The sequence below is a fragment of the Gluconobacter cerinus genome, from assembly GCF_002723935.1.
Lineage (GTDB): Bacteria > Pseudomonadota > Alphaproteobacteria > Acetobacterales > Acetobacteraceae > Gluconobacter > Gluconobacter cerinus.
The window spans coordinates 92571-110184 of record NZ_BEWM01000006.1 but is presented as its reverse complement, the minus strand read 5'-3'; the positions used below and the strand labels follow the sequence as shown (position 1 = coordinate 110184).

Here is a 17614-nt window from a genome sequence, read left to right as displayed (position 1 = left end):
AGACAGTACCGAGAATAGGCATGCATACGGATAAATTGTGGAAAGGCGTTCTTTCGTCAGGAATGTTGTTTTCCCTGAACGTGTTGCGACGATCTTTGCTAGAGGGAAGGACGGCTGTCATTCCCACAGTGAGTTTTGTTAAGAGCCGCGAAAAAGGAAATTTGGATTTCCCGAAATTATCGATGGCTTCTTTAATGTCTCGCGCGACGTCAGTTGGGCGCTTTTACTTCTCGGAAGGTGTGCCTGAGACACATGTCGAAGGCATATTAGAAAACGCTCCAGAGCTTGTAAGAAATAAAAGCAGCATTTTTAAAATCGGGCCTAAGCAAGAAAGTATCGTGCATATTTTGCAAACTAAATTGGAGAAATCTGGCCAAGCTGTATCGCAAAAAATTCGCGATGATATGCAGTTGGGCGGCACGGAAAATTTTTTTATCAAGCCGGGAAGATTAAGCGCGGCCTCACCGGCGAAGAATTTTTTTTCTGCAAGAAGCCCGGGGCAGCACTGCCGCGTGGCACCTCATGTTTTTTCCCGTAATACGCCAGATTTAGCGGGTTCTCGCCCTGATATTTGGAAGTCAGCAATCAATACCCGGTCTGTCCCTGTTCTAAAATCTGGTGTGCGAGACCCGGAAGGTTGTTCAGAAATTTCATCACAGTTCCTTCCAATATCGTTGGGAAAATTGGGGCGGATACGGCAGCTTGAATTTGAAGAAAATACCTTACCCCACACATTTCACTCCTCCCGATCAGGAATGCCCCCTTTGGGTGAAGAGCAGCGCAAAGACATAAGCGGTTTTGGAAAAATGAGCCGTCTTTCTGCGCGACGTGCAACGGGAGGCGTCGATGAAATTCAATTTCCCCAATATCCAGGTTGTAGCATTGGAATTGGATGAGGTTAGAGGAGAGCTGCAATGAGTGTAACGCTCTCTGCCATTGAAAACGTTATCGGTTCCATCGGCCGTTTAGGGACGTCTGCACCGGTTACCCTTGGCTCACTTGTACTGAGCGGTATTGAAGTTCCTGACCGACTTGAGGTTGGTGGCCATCAAATGATGGTCGTGCATAGGCTTCCCGGAGGCGAGCGTGTTGTTGATACGCTTGGAAACGATCCTGGCCGACTGGAATTGCGAGGACGTTTTTTAGGGCCGAACGCACAGGTCCGAGCGCAAGCCGTGGAGCGGATGCGGATTTCGGGCCAGCCTGTCGCTTTTTCTGCGGCAGGTATGGCAAGTGATGTTTGGATTGCTCGCTTTGTTTATTCATATGAAGCGAAGGGGGCTGTCTGCTCCTATGAACTGACGTTGGAACGGCCAGCGGAAGCCACTGATTTTGGGACAGACCAAAGTTCACTCACAGGCATTCTAGGAAATGATACTGAGAGTGGGCTCAAGACTGTTTCAGATATGGTAGCGCGTATTTCGGAAGGCGTTTTTACAGGCACTGGGCAAGTTAATTCCATCGTAGGCCAGCTTATGCCATTGGCCACTTTAGTAGGGGCGGGGGGAGCTGCGGCCAAGGTTGTTGATGCTCTGGGTATGGCAAATACCTTGAGTCAGAGTGGTTCTAATCTTGCGGCTACTCCGTCCGGTATGGCAGCGATATCCCATCAGCTTACGACCGCGGGGAGTGGGTTGATGTCCATCATGGAGAGCACAGGAAGCAATCTGGAAAGTGTCGCGATTGCGGATACATCGTCTCTGGGTGCAGTTGCCGGGAGTGCCGGTTTGCTTAGTGCAGCATCAGATACTGGCGGTCTGGTTAATCATTCTCTGGCGTATGTCCGTGGTTCTCAAGGTGCTTCCGGGCAATTGCCGATAGTGCACGCGTGAGGAATTATGAAAAGTATTGTTGTAACGGCAGCTGATATTTCGCTGTTTCATGTTGCCGCGCGTGAACTGGGAGATGCTTGCCAGTGGTGGAGAATTGCTCAGACCAATGGGCTATCAGATCCAGATTTAAGCAAAGTTGAAACAGTCCAACCCCTGAAAATTCCGATGAAAGGCCTTACGTTCTCATCAGGGCTTCCCAATGAGGAGGGAGGATGACCACACGCCAGATCGAAGTTCGAATTTTATGGGATGGAATAGAAAATCCGGATCTTGCGCTTAAAAGTTTCGAACTGGATTCTAATAGATATGAGTCTTGCGATACGGCAGTTTTGACGTTCGCAATAAAGAGGCAGAGGGTCAGAGAGGCACCGTTCTGGTTTGAACAAGATACAGCTTCAAGCCCGTGGATTTCTGTTGAAATCAAGGACACTAAAATTTCTTCAGGATGGACTATTCTATTTCAAGGGCGTGCAGATCACGTCCGGAATGTGGACGAGCATTCTCTTGTCGAAATGGAGTGTCGGGATGCTCTTGCGGCACTTATAGACCTTCGCGTGCAGAATTCCTGGCTTAACCATACGGGATCTGATCTGCTGCAGGATATTGCCAGAAGCGCAGCACTTGCGGCCCGGATTTCGCTTCCTGACGATGGCTCTGACCATATGATGGGTCAGTTTTGGCAAGTAGAGCATAAGAGGGGGGCCCTTCTGTCACAGCATCGCTTTCAGACGGCGGCAGATCTGGCCTTTGCCGTTGCGAGGGATGCGTTGTGTGATCTTTATGCGGATGGGAAAACGCTTGTCTGTCAGCCGTCTTACGTAAATGACGACACCGCTGAAATTATTGATGTTCGAAATGCCGTATTCGAGACAGATGTTTCTCGAGATCTTCAATTGCTTACGGGTATTGTGGTGCATATGGCATCTTGGGATTCTCGACAGAGAAGCAGTACGCATATTTATTATGATGGCAAAACATTTTCCCAGGATGCACCATCAGGTGTGACTGTACTCCACAGCTTTCGTGTGCCGGGCCGTCGTTTGGAAGATCTGCGTCGGCTGGCTCGTGGTAAGTATGAGCGTATTTCTGCACATGCAATGTCAGTCCGTATTTCAATGCCTGGTATTATAAGGCTGCGCCCGCGGCAATTTATAAAGATTTCACTGGGGACAACGGAGCAGACGCTGGGTGTGGATCAGGTTGTTTCCCGATTTTCTGTGAATGATGGATTTATTCAGCATGTGGTTTTGCGTAGCCGGAGAAGTGGGGCATGAGTGATACGCGAATGCTAGCTGCCGCCCTTGCGAACCGAAGCGCACACGCTGTCCTTGGAATTGTGTCCGCAGTTGATCCTTCGAACCATGCCATCAAGGTTCGTATCCAGCCTGACAATGTGGAAACTGGTTGGATACCTGATGTGGGGGGCGTACAGGCCGGAAATCTGCGTGTTTCTTGTCCATCTGAACCAGGGACCCACGTTGCCTTGTTACCCCTTGAAGGGGATGGTGAGCATCTGATTGCTATTGGGGCTGTTTTTGACACGGTTGTGACTGCGCCCGTCTCTCCCTCTGATGGGCAGGCTATTCAGCCAGGGACCATGCTGATCAGGGCAGGGTGCGGTGCACCTCCAACAGATACAAACGGCAAGGTTGGTGATGTAAATCCTCAGGCTGGTTGGTGTCAGATTGGCTCTGACGGGGTTATCCTAGGGGCAGGCAATGCGCGCTTACATATTGCAGAGAGTGGTATTTCACTGACGATAGGCGACGTAACGGCTGCGTTTTCTGCAAATGGTCTGAAGGTTTCTGGTGGCGATATTCAAACAGATCAGCACTCGTTGACGCAGCACGTACATCTGATGGGTAGCCAGACGACAGGGGGACCTGTTGGATGAGTGCCATCAGTCATTTGTGTGGCGGTGATCTGCTGCTGGAGAACGGTGGCTTACAGGTTATTTCCGGGGCTGACGAAACACGCCAGAGGCTTTTAAGGCGCTTGTTAACCAATCCTGGTGATTACATCTGGCAGCCGGAATACGGGGTGGGTCTGCAAAGCATGGTTGGGGAAGTCGTTGTTCCGGCCGTCATGCAAGCTGCTATTCGGGTGCAGGTTATCAAGGACCCTGGAGTTGATTCCGGTCATTCTGTTGATGTGACTGTGAGTGCTGCCGATAACGGGCTTTGCCTTTGCCATATCTCCTATGTCGATGCTGACACGGGGCAGCAGCAAACAGTGGATTTTTCCGCCTAAACAAGAAGCGCAGAGCTATGTTCTGCGCTTCCGGAGGACGTAATGTCTCTTTCTCTTCGCTCGTTTGCTACGACGGTTTCCACCGCCGTGGCGACGGCGCAGTCTTCCTGTGCGCAGCTTTTGGATGGCTCTGTTGGATCGCCCGTGCGGGCACTGATGGAAGGTGTCGGTGGCATAGGATTATGGCTGCAATATCTTATTTTACAAACCTTGCTCCGCACACGTCTGGCAACATCCTCTGCTGAGGATTGCGACAGTTTTGTAGAAGATTTCGGGATGATGCGTTTACCTGGAACGGCATCGACCGGGATGGTGACGATGATGTCATTTTCGCCATCCCAGCAATCGGCAGTGATTGTGCCAGGAGCCATTGTCCGCACTGTTTCCGGCCTGTCATTCGCAGTGATCAAAGATAGCAATCTGCCTGTCTGGTCCGACGTTGCAGGCGGGTATGTTCGGCAGACGGACATGCAGAGCATATCGGTTCCAGTTCAATGTCAGGTTGCAGGATCAAATGGTAACGTGTCTGTCGGTGCGCTCTGTCTGATGGGCACAGCTATCTCAGGCATTGATACTGTTACAAATCCAGCGGCTTTTCTTAACGGTGCAGATCAGGAAACGGATGCACAGCTCCGTGCGCGTTTTCCTCTGTGGCTTGCTGCAAAAGCATCTGGGTGCAGAGCAGCCGTCGGGAATGCTGTTGCGGGTGTTCAGACAGGATTATCGAGTTCGCTTCGAGATGGCGTTGCGGCTGATGGAACTGTGCAGACCGGGTATTTTACGGTCGTCGTGAATGATGGAAGTGGCTCGCCATCGGACGCGCTCCTGACACAGGTTTATGAGGCTGTTGACGTTGTTCGGGCCTTGGGAGTCGGCTTTGCCGTCAGACCTCCCCAGACGCTCGCGGTTAATGTGTCCATGACAGTCGTCGTGCCAATGTCGGTTGTGGTTCAGCAGGCTGCAACAGCGATTGAGAATGCCCTTAGCTTGGACATTGCAGGCGCAGTAGTTGGTGCAGGTTATGCCTATAGCCGTCTGTCATATCTAGCGTATGTCGGGGCCGGTGTGACGGTTACCTCCGTTCTGGATGTCCGCCTGAATGGCGGGCAAGCCGATATTGCTGCGAATGGCGAGCAGGCACTGACAGTCGGCACAATTCAGATCAACGTTCTTCAGAACTGACCAAACAGGCCCCCTGCTAACTGTATCGGGGCAGAAGGAAGGCTATGCCTGTTTTCAATACATACCCGCGGCTTGATACGTTGACGGGCGATGAAGTTCTGGTGCTGGCAGATTCCAGCGGTCATCAAACCGTTACTGCAACGGCTTCCCAGATTGCAGGTGCTCCAGCAGTTTCCCAGCCGAGTGGGGCATTCTATCAGGATAAAGGAGCAAAAATCAGCCGTTTTGCTGATCGTGTTCTGATCGGGGATGCTGCCGCTAATCCGGGACTGAGCGATCGGGATGCAGCATCTAAAAACGATTGGCTGTCCCAGACAATGGGAGCCACCTCGATTGGGCCCTGGGCCTTGCAGGACGCGCAATGTGCCTCGGTAGCCCAGTTTGGTAATAGTGCTTTTGTAGCAGCGTCCCGGACATCTGATGCAAAAACGGCACCAGATACTTTGGGGTTTCAACCAAGTACGATCGGCATTGCGTCATGGGGTGTCGCTGATGACATTTCTGCACCTACGACCACGACAGCCTACGCTTATTATGGAGAAGCGTGGCGCCTGGCTGGTGTGAATTATCAACCGACTTTCGTCATGGAACTTGAAGCGGTCAATTTTGGTGGCTTGGCGATTGGTCAGTCTACGCCTTATGCCCCCAATGTCGGCGGTGGTGTTTATGGCATTCAGCTCGGTGCGGGTGGTGGTCAGACTTCGGGTACTTCCGATGCTGCTGCGGGGGTCGTTTTTGTTTCAAACCCTGACGCCTGGCAGGTCGGTATTGTTTTCGGCGCGACGGCTTTAAGCGGCACAAACGGGACAGATAATGGATATGCCTCTGCCCTGTCTCTTGCGCGTAATCATGCTCTGGAGTGGCATACGCCGGAAGTTGTTAGTGGGGTCTCTGGTGGTAATGTTGGAGCATTTGTCCGTTCTACCGTGACAGAGCGCTCCAAGGGCGTACGACAGGATTTTGTCGATAATGGAATTCTGTTCAGCAATATCGAAGGACAGACACTGTTTTCAGTCGCAAGTGCTGTGGCACCCAACAACACGTTGCAGGTCCAACCTGGGGCAGGCACTCAGGCGGCTGGTCTGTATGTGCAAAGTGGCGAAAACGGATCGTCAAACCTTGGTTTGTTTCCGGAAGAGGGAGGGCAGTTGCAAATCTCTTCCCCGGTAACGAATGCGGCAGGCACACTTCCCGCCACAGTGGGGGGAGGCTTTTTGCATATCAGCGTCAATGGAACGGATTATCGTATCCCGCTGATGACTCCAGAGCAGGCTGGAGGTTGAAGCATGGCCAGATTGTACGACCGTCAGAAATTGGTCTTTCAGGCGACTGATGGGAAAATTCTTTTGGATACGGGGGTGGTTCCTGGATCAGTCGATGATTTTGCGTCGAGGTTGAGAAGCCTTCTGCCTGTCGGCTGGTTCCCAGCAGCGCCTCAAGATCTGGAAGAGGAAACTGCACCAGTTCTTGTCGCTGTTCTGAGGGGATTTTCAGCCGTTCTGGCTGGAATATGGACATTACTTGATGAATGTCAGAAGCAGACACGCCTCATAACGATGAGTGGCCCATTTCTGGATATGTTGGCGGCTGATTATTTTGGACCGGCTGGTTTAACGCGTCGCACTTCGGAGCTGGACAGGGACTATCGCACCCGTATCGTGTCCTCTCTGGTGGCGCAAAAGAATACGCGTGAGTCTGTTTTCAACGCGCTGCTGTCAGTCACGGGTGTCGCGCCCACTATTCTCGAACCTCTGAATGCAGCGGATTGCCATGCATTGGCATCACTTGCCGCTCCTGCCGGTGGTGGAGGTTATGGATATGGTAGCGCAGGGTTGCGATACGGCAGCCGGCACGGTGGACAGTTCTTCGTGGAGACAGCGCTGGGGCACGCCGCTGATGCCCACGTAATTTACCAAACAATTGAAAAAACGGCAGCCAGCGGCATAACCGGCTGGGCCAAGGTGAGCAAATAATGGATCGGGCAATTGTATACGCAGGATCAATTCCAATGGATACGGATCTGCTGCGAATAGGGCGATATGGCAAGGCGGCGCTCGGTCATCTGTCTGATATGCTTTATGGCCGGGATGTGACAGCTGCTTCGGGTCTGATTTGTATGCCTTCTACCTCCGGTCTGTCTGTTACAATCGGGGCAGGGTCCATTACGGCACCAGGGACTATGGATGCCGCATTTCTCGGGGGCGCCGGTGGGGGATATGGCGCGGACGCAACCCCTACAACTTGCCAGTATTCAAGTGATCAGGATGTAACGGTTTCTGTTCCAGGAACTGGCGCGACATATACGGTTTTCGCTCTTTGTACCGAACAGGATGTCGATCAGACTGTCCTCCCGTTTTTCAATGCCTCAAACCCCTCCCAGACGCAGGCGGGCATGAATAACGACGGAAATGCCTTGCCAACGCGGAGACAGGCAGGTCTTTCTTTTGTTGTTTCGACAGATACACCAGCTGTGCCGCCCGGCAGCGCAATTGTTGGGCTATATACTCTGAATGTGCCTCAGGGAGCCACGTCTCTTTCTGGCGTACAGCCGCAGGCAGGGAAGGTTTTTTGGCCAACAATTCCTGAATTGGCGACGCAGACTTTGCTGCGTGCCGCTATGCAGCCTCTACAGCTTGTCACAGCCAATGCATCAGTTTCCATTCCAGTTTGGGCGTCCCGTGTGGAGTTGCGTGTTGTGGGCGGCGGCGGCGGGGGCGCATCGTCTAATTCCATGACACTGAATGGATCATTTTCAGGTGGCGGCGGTGGCAGTGGGGGAGATGCCTCAGGGATTTATGACGTCAGCCTCGCGACTGGTAGCGCACTGAATGTGACAGTTGGCGCAGGTGGCGGATCGGAGCAGACGGGCGGCACCTCCCTTGTCAGTTACAATGGGCAAACATTGCTACAGGCTGGTGGAGGGCAGGGTGGCTATTTTTATAGCGCCATGGGCTCTGCAGGTGGTGAAGGTGGCGTAGCGTCAGGCGGCACTGTCTGGAATCAGACTGGGACTTCGGGAGGAGATGGCCAAACGAATTCCAGTACCTTTGCAGGTTACGGCGGTAGCGGCCCATGGGGCGGCGGCGGCCGGTGCGGAAACGAAGGAGGGCGCAATGGCACCCATTTTGGTGCCGGCGGCGGGGGCTCTTATTCTACACCTGCAGATGGAACGCATTCGCCGGGCGGCGCTGGTTATTCCGGGTGTGTTATGTATCGTTTTCTGCCGTAAGGCAGGCGAGGGGACCTCAAATGGGTGTTCCCCTCGTTACGTAGAATCAGTTCAATGAAATTTCGCCGTCCACCATATTGCGCGGCGGCATGTCTTTTTTCAGATTTACAACGTCCTCTCGGCTGACAGCAGGTGCGTTGTTTCCCCATGCATGACGGATAAACGTTGTGACATCTGCGATCTGCTGATCGCTGAGGCGATGCATGAAATCCGGCATCGTAAAGGCAGAAGGGGCTGTCTTGGTCTTCGGTAATGTTGCTCCACTCTGAATGATGTGAACGAGCGATGCCGGATTTTCTCCCATGACAACAGGGTTACCCGCAAGCGGCGGAAAGACGGCAGGATATCCCTTGCCGTCTGTTCTGTGGCAGGCTGCACAATTATCGATATAGACTTTTGCCCCTCGCGCGGAAACGTCTGCTCTACGCAGAGTATTGGTGGACGCCGGGTCATAGACCCAGTTTTTCTGCGTTTTGTCGTAAGGCTGGAGAGTGCGCAGATATTTGGCCATCGCAAGAAGATCTGCGGCAGAAAGATGCTGCGTGCCATGAACAATGGCAGACGTCATGGCACCAAAACTCTCTCCCTGCATATTTCGTCCGGTTTTAAGAAACGCGACGATGTCCTCTTCGCTCCATCGACCTAAGCCAGTTCGGTTTTCCTGACGAAGCGAGGTTGGGACCCATCCATCGACAGCTACTCCACCTGACAGAAAGGCCTCGCTATCGGCTGCTGTAAGAGCTTTTTCCTGCATTGCAAGGCCACGTGGCGAGTGACAGGCTCCACAATGTGCTGGACCTTCCACCAGATAAGCTCCGCGGGCTATCTGTGGATCTCTAAATGTCTGAAGCGTCTTGGCTTGAGCCTTGACTGGGGCAGGAGAGAACATCCAGCGCCAGAATGTCAGCGGCCAACGCATGGAAAGCGGCCAGCGAATACCATTGTCCGGTGTTGCGACGGATGATGCCTCAACACCGTCGTGGAAATAAGCGTAGAGCGCGTGGACGTCATGATCTGTCAGGCGGGCATAGGATGGATAGGGCATTGCGGGATAAAGTGTTGCACCATCTCGGCGGATGCCTTCTCGCAAGGCTTTTCCAAACTCGGCCTCTGAATATTTTCCGATCCCATGCTCCATATCGGGGGTAATGTTCGTGGAATGAACTGTACCGATCGGAAGAGAAAACGATACTCCTCCAGAATATTCCGGTTTCCCATGAATTGAATGGCAGGCTGCGCAATCAGAAGCGGCGGCAAGATAGCGGCCCTCTTCGATCAGGGCAGATTTCTCATCATTGGCTGAGGCATCGTAACTGAAGAACAGGACGCTGCTGGTGAAGGCCAGAAAAGGAAAAAATTTCATGCCTTCACCAATGGACCAGGAGATTTCAGATAGGTTGTACGGATGTGGTAGGCCGCCCAATAGGCCAGGGCCGCGACTGTGCCTGTGGGGTTATATCCCATCCCTTGCGGAAAAGCATTGGAGCCGATGACAAACACGTTCGAAACATCCCAGCTTTGAAGGTAACGGTTGAGCGCGCTTGTCTTGGGATCTGTGCCCATAACTGCGCCGCCGCCGAGATGAGTGGTTTGATAGTGACGCGTGTCAAAAGGTTGGCCAGCATTGAGATGAACGAGATTGGTCTTCGTGGCGCCCATGGCTTTTGCCAGTGGTTCGATCTTGCTGACAACGTACTGGTTCATGCGGATATCGTTATCTTTCCACGTGAAAGTCATGCGAAGCAAGGGCAGGCCGTAGGCGTCTTTCCATGTCGGGTCCAAGTCTAGATAAACATCTCGATAGGCCATGTTGCTGCCATGGGCATCCACCCCGATAGAGTGCTTATAACTGTCGATGAGAGCGCCTTTATACGCTGAGCCCCATCGTGGGGTGCCCCCGCCGCCCGTCCCGATGGCTGCGGCAATCGGCTTCGTTCCGGCCTGATTGACCCACACCGGAGACCCTCCGATGAAGCCAAGCGGGCCATGATCAAAATTCATGCTGTTGAAGTCATCAAATGCGACACCAACGCCACCTGCACCAATGAACTGGTTGGTATATTTGGACGGTGGAAGCCAGATGCGCGACGACGTAATGGTTTGGTAAACGAAGTTCCGCCCAACTGTGCCTGTGTTCTGAACAGGATCATACGGCTTTCCGATGCCCGAGAGGAGCATCAGATGGACGTTATGAAACTGAAACGCACTCAGAATGACGAGATCAGCGGAGAGGGAAACTTCTTTCTGCGTTTTGGTCTCCAGATACGTGACACCGGTTGCCTTGCTCTTGGTGCTGTCCAAGTCGACACGAAGAACGTGCGCATCGGAAATAAGAGTGAACCGAGGATCCTGCCGGAGAGCAGGCAGAACATTCACGTTCGGAGACGCTTTTGAGTAGAGGTAGCAGTCATATCCGCTGCAATACCCGCAAAAATTGCAGGGCCCCATCTGGCAGCCATACGGGTTCGTATACTGGCGGGATGCATTGGCTGCGGGCAGAGAATAGGGATGATAGCCTACCTGGGAAGCCGCGTCCCGAAAGGTAGAGGCTGTGAAGGTGTCTTTCATGGCCGGGAGCGGGAAATTATCCGACCGGTCTCCATCAAAGATATTACCGTTTCCGACAATTTTGCCGTTGACCCGATAGGCTTCGCCAGATGTCCCGAAAACCTTTTCGGCCTTGTCGAAAAAAGGTTCCAGCTCTGCGTAGGTCACGCCGTAATCTTGAAGGTTCATGTCCTCAGGAATGAACTTCTCGCCGTAACGCTCCACTACTGAACTACGAAGCCTGAGATCTTCTGGCGAAGCGCGAAAATGGACGCCTGACCAGTGTAGCCCTGCCCCCCCAACGCCTTCGCCTGGTAGGAATGCTGCTAACTGACGATAGGGCAGTGCAGTTTGGTCAATGGTATTGCGGACTGTGACTGTCGTCTGGGAAAGATTCTGGAAGAGGCGTTTGCGAATTGCCCCCCGCAGTTCATCGATGGATTCCGGGTAAGCGCCTTCTACCGGCGTCGTACGCTCGGAGCCGCGTTCCAGCATGATGACCGACAGTCCGGCTTCGGTCAGTTCTTTCGCCATGATCGCACCAGCCCATCCAGCTCCGACCACGATGGCATCTACGTGTTTTTTTGTCATGATTTAAGCCCCTCAGGCCGTTTCACCTGAGATCGAAACCGGACCAAATGGATAGGCTGCGCCGTCCTGATTGAACCAGTCCATGAAATCGGCCCGAGCACCCGGGAAGCCCAGCATCAGCCACCCGCCCAATCCTCTGTTGCCCCCATAAAGAGGATCAGAAAATACACCCTCAAGGGTGTTGGTTCGGAGTTGCTCGAAGAAAACGCGGCCAGGAATATCTCCCAACGAGACAGAGCCGCCTTCCAGTGCCGTCAGAATAGCGTCCTGCTCCGCCACAGGAAGATCCGGAAAGGATTTTCCATGTTGCTGGCGGGTATAGGCGTCCAGTCCCTGAAGGCCTTTACGATACAAATCGCGCGGCACAAACGGCAGCTGATAACCGAGATTAGCCGGGCCCTGTACGAAAGGGGCTGACATGTACCAGTTGTCTCCCTGTGCGTAGGGCGTCTCCATCTGACGATCTATGAATTCTGCAACACCCAAGGCACGCGCACCTGGTCCATGCTGATCCTGTGGAAAAAGCCGTTCCGTAGCGGATTCCAGAAGGCGGTACTCGTCAGGTGTGAAGAAGGAAGGGTGGTATGGCTGTTGGGATTCTTCAGCCAGGGCTTCAGCCCAGTGGGCATGGCCCCCAACCATCCAGAAGGATGTGGACCCAAGCAGGCCTTTGACAAAACTGCGGCGAAGAGGGCGGGTCACGGTCGGTTCCGTCGAAGGCACACTGTTCTCCAGCATAAGGGTAGGGTCATATTCGGAAAACAAACATATCCGGAATAAAAGATATCAGACCCCCATAGGACGGGTAGAGGTCGCAATGCCAGAGAACTTTCGATCATCATTTAGCGATGAGCGCTATTTACCCTGCTGAATCGCTGGCTTTCCCATTAGATGGAAGTTGCAGAACACCTGCAGGAGGAGATTTCTGCTTCGGTGCTGCTGTTACAGGGGCTGTGCTGTCATCCCCTGCGCCCGTCGGGAAAATTGCATCTGGAATGCTGGACTGAACGGGGGCAGCAACGCTTGGCGTATTTGTGACTGCGGCTGGAACATCCTGTGTGACAGGCTTGGCGGGAGCAGCTGATGCGGTACTGCCTGGTCCATCAAGAGCCTGTTGCTTCACGCCGCCATCAACCAGAGGGTTTCCTACCGCATCTGTCATCCAGCTCATGAGTTTTTTACGGACCTGAAACTCAAGCTCAACATTCATGTCCTGCATCATCTGATTGGTCAGGGCATACAGAGAGGCGCGGGATGTAGCGCTTTTGGTGCCGGTGTCGAGCTTTCGGCTGATCCGTGCATGGATATATCCCGTATGCAGATTTCCCGCATCGGCAATATTCAGCTGCACATCCAGGGCGCCTGAGATCGCATTCTCGCCCTCTGAAGAAATGTAAGCCTGTTTAATGATGAATGTTGCCTGACCCTGCTGTCCACTGGCAACCAGTCGTTGGTTAGCCATTTGTTTTAGGGCCTGATCGGGGGGCGTAGGGGCTTTCGAACTCAGGGAACCTGGGGATGGAACAGCTTCATCCTGAATGTTGATTGTCGCCACATTCAGGTGCAATTGCGACAAATAGCTGTAGTCTGCGGGAGGGAATGTCTGCGCTGGCTCATCATCTGCACAACCCGCAAGACCGAGTGATAATCCCAGAGCGACTGCTCCGAACCAGTACCGTACACCCATCACGCTATTCCCCATGATCTTATTGGTCGTCGCGGCCCAATAGGCTCTTGAAACGCCCGAACAGCCCCTTCTTGTGCGGTGACTGTAATACCGGAGGCGGCTCTAACGGAAGCTCCGGCAAAAAAGACCGACGTTGAACAGGCTCTGCTTCTCGAATTTCCGTCACTTCCGGACTGTTATCAGAAGGCTTTTCTGGCTCAGGATCAGTCGGTTTCACAACCGACGCAGCCGGAGCCGCCTGAGGAACGCGGGGCGTCCGTAGCGAAGACGCCTGACCGACACCAAAATCTTCCGGAAGGAAAGGACGTGCAGCTCTGATGACATCGGCATGTCCGGAATGTCGTGCAAACCATTCTAAAATCCAGCCAGGAATCAACGGTCCTGACGGGTCGTCACTAATCAGGAGTGGGCCTCCTGGATAGTAAAATGATGGACGGTTTCCCGGTGTTGCTTCGTTCCACACAAGGTAGAAAACTGAATTTTCCAGTGCATCGTGGAAGCGATAAGCAGTTGCTGTGCCCAGCTTCATTTCAATCTGCGCCCGTACAGGCATTGCAGAAAAAGGAGAGGACACGACCAGAACGTCCGTTCCTCTGCGAGCTGAAAGAAGTGCTTTCATCCGCCCTTCAGCCACGGGCTTCCCATCAGGGCAGGTCAGGGCTTCGCCGCTGTCCGCATGTCCGGCAGCAATGAAAATTGCATGGGGCGCATGTCGTCCCAACCAGAGGCCCGACAGCTCCCGAAAAGCTGTTGAAGGCAGGTCAGTTCTGAAAGAGGTGGCATCGTCCCGGATGTCACCACCGAGAACACCTTCTGCCAATGGCCAGAATACCGGGTCCATGCCCGTCAGAAGGCGATTTTGCACATCCGGGCGAAGCGCCATGACATGGCTGCCCTTGTAGGCTCCCTCCTCAATCCACCAGCAGGCTTGTCGCCCGCTGTCCTCATCCTGGAAGAGAATAACTTCGAACTGGCCAACAACCGGGTGGCGCTCCAAAGCTATCCAACCTGGATAAAGCTGTTCGACGGGAAGGCCGTCGATCCTGATTCCGTCGAGCAGTGGAAGCGTCATGCAGGTTTTTCTCCAAGCTCATCACGGGTGAAACGGAAGCCGACGTTGCAGAACTCACAGTTCATCGTGATGGCGCCGTTTTCCACCATGTGATCCAGATCGTCTTCGCCAAAGCGCTCCAGAACTGAGGCAAGTCGTGCCCGGGAGCAACGGCAGCCGTAAGCCAGAGCGCGTGGTGTAGCAATCTGAACGTCTAACGTCCCGAACAGACGATAGATCAGATCACCACTTTCGAGCGTTTCGTCAAAAATTTCCTGGTCCCGCAATGTTTCGGCAAACGTGCAGGCCGTTTCCCAGGCATCCTCAGCCTGAGCAGCATTCTCGATGCCGCCTTCATCTGCGATCCGTTCCAGCACCAGAGCACTGGCACTCCAGCCGTCAACCGTCTTGAGGCAGAACAGCCGGATCCAGCAGTCATGCTGCTCGCTGGTCTGAAAATAGTGGACGGCCATCTCAGAAAGGGTTTCACCCGTCAGCTCCACGATACCCTGATGGCGGTCCATATCCGCCCCCTGGTCGATCGTGAAGGCGAGGTAGCCGTTACCAAGCAACTCTTTGGGGGATGTCGGTAGCGCTGCAGGGTCAGCATCTTCCGCAAGTCGGGCCGTAAAACGCAGATCGCCTGTGTCTGTGGCATCAGCTAGCAGCATGGAGACTGGGCCGTCTCCCTTGATCTGAAGGGAGAAAGATCCCTTGAATTTCAAGGCAGACGCCATGCCCGCAACCAATGCAAGAGCCTGCCCACCCATGGTCAAAACAGCATCCGGGAGATCATGCCGTGACAGGATGGCGTCTGCCAGTGCTCCCAGTCGAATCAGGCGTCCGCGGACGGGAGACTGTGCCAGATGAAATGGCACAATCCCCCCTGAAACGACCATGTTCGGGACGTTGGGGCGTCCCCTGTCAAGGAATGGCGGTGTATCGATCACCCGTTCTCTCTTCCAAGAGCCCAGAGAAGCAGGCCCTTTTGCGTATGAAGGCGGTTTTCCGCCTCGTCAAAAACAACAGACGCCGGGCTTTCGAACACCTCGGCAGTCACTTCTTCCCCGATATGGGCAGGCAGGCAGTGAAGGAACAGGGCATCGGGTGCAGCTTTTGCCATAAGGGCTGCATCCACCTGGTAAGGACGGAAAGCAGAAAGACGCTGATCGCGATCCTTGTCCCCCATGCTGACCCAAGTGTCTGTCAGCACAGCATCTGCGCCTACGACAGCCTCGGCAGGGTTCTGGAAGACCTCGATGGAGGCACCGTTCTGGCGTGCCCAGGCAACAGCACGCTCACTGGGCGCGAAACCCTCTGGCGTTGCCAGACGAACATTGAATTTGAGCAGAGCTGCCGCTTCCATCAGGGAAGTGGCTACGTTGTTGCCGTCCCCAATCCACGCAAGCGTCTTTCCCGCAATCGGGCCACGATGCTCTTCAAATGTCAGTACGTCTGCCAGGATCTGGATAGGATGCGAGACCGGCGTCAGACCGTTAATGACCGGAACCGTGCTCCACTTTGCCAACTCGCGCAGGTTCTCGTCCGTGCCCGTTCGCAGAACAATTACGTCCAGAAAGCGCGACAGAACGCGCGCCGTGTCTGCAATGGTTTCCCCGCGGCCAAGCTGCATATCGCCCGGCGACAGGACAGACACCTGGCCACCCAACTGCCCCATACCCACTTCGAATGAAACACGTGTACGGGTGGAAGGCTGTGCCAGCATCAGTCCGAGCGTACGCCCTTCAAGAGGACGGTCCGGATGTAGCGGATTTTTACGATTATTCTGGAGTGCCTTGATGCGGGCCGACAGATCAATGATCTGTCGGATTACGTCGCCGCTGAAATCACGAATATCAAGAAAATGCCGTGGCATCTGCTGGTCCGTTCCTGCTGTCCGGGGGGCAATTGCCAGACTCACGACACGTTCTCCTGTTCTTTCTTATGGGCTGCTACATATGCTTCGGCAGCTTCGATCAATTTCTTGCAGGCTTCCTGGCAGTCTTCTTCCGTCACGATCAACGGAGGCACCAGACGCAGCACATTATCGCCCGCACCGACGGTCAGAAGCCCGGCGGCTGTTACGAGCGGCATCACCTCTCCAACAGGCGGAACGCAGTGCAGACCACGCATCAGACCCATGCCGCGGACATCGTCAAAAACGCCCGGTGAACGCTTCACGACATCCCGCAGCATGCCGTCGAAGGCCTCTCCAACCGCGCAGACATGCTCCAGAAAGCCGGGTCTGAGAACTTCTTCCAGAACTGTCGTTCCTGCCGCACAAGCCAAGGGATTGCCGCCAAACGTCGTTCCGTGAGAACCGGGTGTCAGATGTTTGGCCAGCTCTTCCGTTGCGAGAACAGCCCCGAGCGGGAAGCCGCCACCAATGCCTTTGGCAATGGAAATGACGTCCGGCTTGATGCCATACCATTCATGCGCAAACAGCTTTCCTGTCCGACCAACACCGGTCTGGACTTCGTCGAAGCCAAGATAGATGCCGTGCTCGTCACAGACTGCGCGCAAGGCCTTCATGAAGACTTCAGACGCGGGCTTGATGCCGCTTTCACCCTGGATGGGCTCCACGATAATGCCGGCAGTTTCCGGCGTAATAGCTGCGCGCAGCGTGTTGGTATTGTTGAACGGCGCATGGTCGAACCCTTCAACAACAGGCCCAAACCCCTTTTGGTAGGCAGGATTTCCGGTCGCAGAAATCATGGCCAGTGTCCGACCGTGAAACGCGCCGTCAAAGCAAAGAATGCGCGTGCGCTCGGGATGGCCGTTCTCGAACTGCGCCCGACGGATCATCTTCACCATGCCCTCGTTCGCTTCAGCGCCCGAGTTGCAGAACAGCACAGAGTCCGCGAATGAGTTCTTCACCAGAAGATCCGCCAGCTTTTCAGCCTGCGGAATACGGTAGAGGTTCGAGACGTGCATGACCTTCGCGGCCTGATCCGCAATGGTCTTCACCAGCTTCGGGTGGCCGTGGCCCAGCGAAGAGACGGCAATACCAGCCCCGAAATCCAGATATCGTCGCCCGTCCGATGCCGTCAGCCAGACGCCTTCGCCCTGCTCGAAAGCAAGGTCGGCACGTTTGTAATTGGGCATGAGGGAGGAGATCATGATGATCGTCGATCCTGGATCAGGGTGAATGAAAGCTGCAGAATCGGAAAACCCTGCCCCGGTCGCCCGGGGCAGGGCCAAAGATTCCGCAGACACATACTGTGCGGCAGAAATACGATCCGTCA

At 54.2% G+C, this 17614-nt stretch carries 18 protein-coding genes; 10 read left to right on the top strand and 8 right to left on the bottom strand.

All coding sequences use genetic code 11. The features are described from left to right. The first annotated feature begins 20 nt into the window (after window positions 1–20). The 10 genes from GCE01_RS16710 (at window position 21) to GCE01_RS13950 (ending at window position 8493) form a co-directional block, all read left to right on the top strand. On the top strand, window positions 21–896 hold the full coding sequence (locus GCE01_RS16710; RefSeq protein ID WP_145995803.1) for a hypothetical protein: 876 nt from the start codon (window positions 21–23) through the stop codon (window positions 894–896). Between the two features lie 18 nt (window positions 897–914). Continuing rightward, window positions 915–1832, top strand: a complete 918-nt coding sequence (locus GCE01_RS13990; protein WP_099213334.1) for a hypothetical protein — start codon at window positions 915–917, stop codon at window positions 1830–1832. Between the two features lie 6 nt (window positions 1833–1838). Next, a complete protein-coding gene (locus GCE01_RS13985) occupies window positions 1839–2048 on the top strand; it encodes a hypothetical protein (protein WP_099213333.1) in 210 nt (69 codons plus the stop codon). 272 nt (window positions 2049–2320) lie between these two features. Then, entirely contained in the window at window positions 2321–3106 is a 786-nt protein-coding gene (locus tag GCE01_RS13980; protein ID WP_244591232.1) for a hypothetical protein, read from the top strand. Further along, on the top strand, window positions 3103–3726 hold the full coding sequence (locus GCE01_RS13975) for a baseplate assembly protein (RefSeq protein WP_244591231.1): 624 nt from the start codon (window positions 3103–3105) through the stop codon (window positions 3724–3726). The genes GCE01_RS13980 and GCE01_RS13975 overlap by 4 nt, the downstream gene beginning before the upstream one ends. Beyond that, window positions 3723–4082 (top strand): phage tail protein, encoded by a 360-nt coding sequence (locus GCE01_RS13970; protein ID WP_099213331.1) that lies wholly within the window; start codon window positions 3723–3725, stop codon window positions 4080–4082. The genes GCE01_RS13975 and GCE01_RS13970 overlap by 4 nt, the downstream gene beginning before the upstream one ends. A 42-nt stretch (window positions 4083–4124) precedes the next feature. Continuing rightward, entirely contained in the window at window positions 4125–5264 is a 1140-nt protein-coding gene (locus GCE01_RS13965) for a baseplate J/gp47 family protein (RefSeq protein ID WP_099213330.1), read from the top strand. Between the two features lie 44 nt (window positions 5265–5308). Beyond that, window positions 5309–6547: a hypothetical protein gene (locus tag GCE01_RS13960; protein WP_099213329.1), complete on the top strand. Its 1239-nt coding sequence runs from the start codon at window positions 5309–5311 to the stop codon at window positions 6545–6547. A 3-nt stretch (window positions 6548–6550) separates the two neighbouring features. Beyond that, complete coding sequence (locus GCE01_RS13955) at window positions 6551–7237, top strand: hypothetical protein (protein WP_099213328.1); 687 nt, start codon at window positions 6551–6553, stop codon at window positions 7235–7237. 35 nt (window positions 7238–7272) lie between these two features. Beyond that, complete coding sequence (locus GCE01_RS13950) at window positions 7273–8493, top strand: glycine-rich domain-containing protein (protein WP_244591230.1); 1221 nt, start codon at window positions 7273–7275, stop codon at window positions 8491–8493. 46 nt (window positions 8494–8539) lie between these two features. Here GCE01_RS13950 and GCE01_RS13945 read toward each other — a convergent pair whose 3' ends face one another. The 8 genes from GCE01_RS13945 to GCE01_RS13910 all read right to left on the bottom strand — a co-directional run bounded on the left by GCE01_RS13945 (window position 8540) and on the right by GCE01_RS13910 (window position 17489). Continuing rightward, window positions 8540–9856, bottom strand: coding sequence for a cytochrome c (locus GCE01_RS13945; protein WP_099213326.1), 1317 nt, complete (start codon window positions 9854–9856; stop codon window positions 8540–8542). Then, window positions 9853–11631, bottom strand: coding sequence for a GMC family oxidoreductase (locus GCE01_RS13940; RefSeq protein WP_086633091.1), 1779 nt, complete (start codon window positions 11629–11631; stop codon window positions 9853–9855). Before GCE01_RS13940 ends, GCE01_RS13945 begins: the two co-directional genes overlap by 4 nt. Before the next feature lie 12 nt (window positions 11632–11643). Further along, a complete protein-coding gene (locus GCE01_RS13935; protein ID WP_099213325.1) occupies window positions 11644–12369 on the bottom strand; it encodes a gluconate 2-dehydrogenase subunit 3 family protein in 726 nt (241 codons plus the stop codon). A gap of 121 nt (window positions 12370–12490) precedes the next feature. After that, window positions 12491–13318 (bottom strand): hypothetical protein, encoded by an 828-nt coding sequence (locus tag GCE01_RS13930; protein ID WP_099213324.1) that lies wholly within the window; start codon window positions 13316–13318, stop codon window positions 12491–12493. A gap of 19 nt (window positions 13319–13337) precedes the next feature. Further along, on the bottom strand, window positions 13338–14390 hold the full coding sequence (locus GCE01_RS13925) for a hypothetical protein (protein WP_099213323.1): 1053 nt from the start codon (window positions 14388–14390) through the stop codon (window positions 13338–13340). After that, window positions 14387–15268 (bottom strand): Hsp33 family molecular chaperone HslO, encoded by an 882-nt coding sequence (gene hslO / locus GCE01_RS13920; RefSeq protein ID WP_099213358.1) that lies wholly within the window; start codon window positions 15266–15268, stop codon window positions 14387–14389. The genes GCE01_RS13925 and hslO overlap by 4 nt, the downstream gene beginning before the upstream one ends. A 47-nt stretch (window positions 15269–15315) precedes the next feature. Beyond that, on the bottom strand, window positions 15316–16245 hold the full coding sequence (argF, locus tag GCE01_RS13915) for an ornithine carbamoyltransferase (protein ID WP_167386171.1): 930 nt from the start codon (window positions 16243–16245) through the stop codon (window positions 15316–15318). A 41-nt stretch (window positions 16246–16286) separates the two neighbouring features. Beyond that, the gene (locus GCE01_RS13910) at window positions 16287–17489 is read right to left on the bottom strand and encodes an aspartate aminotransferase family protein (protein WP_099213357.1); all 1203 of its coding nucleotides are present in this window, start codon (window positions 17487–17489) and stop codon (window positions 16287–16289) included. Between the last annotated feature and the right edge of the window lie 125 nt (window positions 17490–17614).